The sequence below is a fragment of the Streptococcus cristatus genome (assembly GCF_003943535.1).
In the GTDB taxonomy this organism is placed as follows: domain Bacteria; phylum Bacillota; class Bacilli; order Lactobacillales; family Streptococcaceae; genus Streptococcus; species Streptococcus cristatus_L.
This window is the reverse complement of sequence record NZ_RJPU01000034.1, coordinates 1-659: the sequence shown is the minus strand read 5'-3', so window position 1 is coordinate 659 and position 659 is coordinate 1. Positions and strand designations below refer to the sequence as shown.

At 44.4% G+C, this 659-nt stretch carries 1 protein-coding gene; it reads right to left on the bottom strand.

What is annotated here, in order from left to right:
• On the bottom strand, positions 1–641 hold a 641-nt coding region (locus D8790_RS10665), incomplete at its 3' end, for a mucin-binding protein (protein WP_446677487.1).
• Between the last annotated feature and the right edge of the window lie 18 nt (positions 642–659).

The following is a 659-nucleotide window of genomic DNA, read 5'->3' as shown; positions in this document are numbered from 1 at the left end:
GGATTCTTAGGATCCATTGGATCGTTTGGTTTCGGCGGATTATTCGGATCGAATGGTACTACGCCTTCTTCCAATTGAACAGTGAAGTTTTGGTCCTTGCTTGCATCATCATCAAAGTTTTGTGGATCCTTGAACTCATCGTTCACAACCTTGTAACCTTGGTTAGTCAATTCTTTCAACTTCGCAAGGTATTGGTCACGGCTAATTGGTTCGCCTGACTTACCGCCTTCTGAGATCTTCGCCAATTCTTTCTTAGCTTGGTCTACGAAGGTGATNGTTGCTTTTTGATCAGCCTTCTTGTAAGTTACGACTTCATCAGCTGGTTTNGCTGAGTCTGCTGTAACCTTCACATCTNCTACGCTAGCTTTNTCNGCTACGTAACCCTTGATGTCTGGTGAAGTTTGTCCCTTGATCACGTCATCTTGTGATGTCCATGGGCCTTTTTCTACGATCGCTTTCGTTACGACGTTGATCTTCAGAATACGCGTGAATTTAGCGCTGTCTGTGAAGCTTGGTGCTGCTTCTTTACCATCTTCGTATACGTACTTGATCGTACGGCTCAATTCCTTCACAGCTTCTTGTTGAGCTGACTTGATCTTATCATCTNTCCACTTAGGTCCCTCTGGATTCTTAGGATCCATTGGATCGTTTGGTTTCGG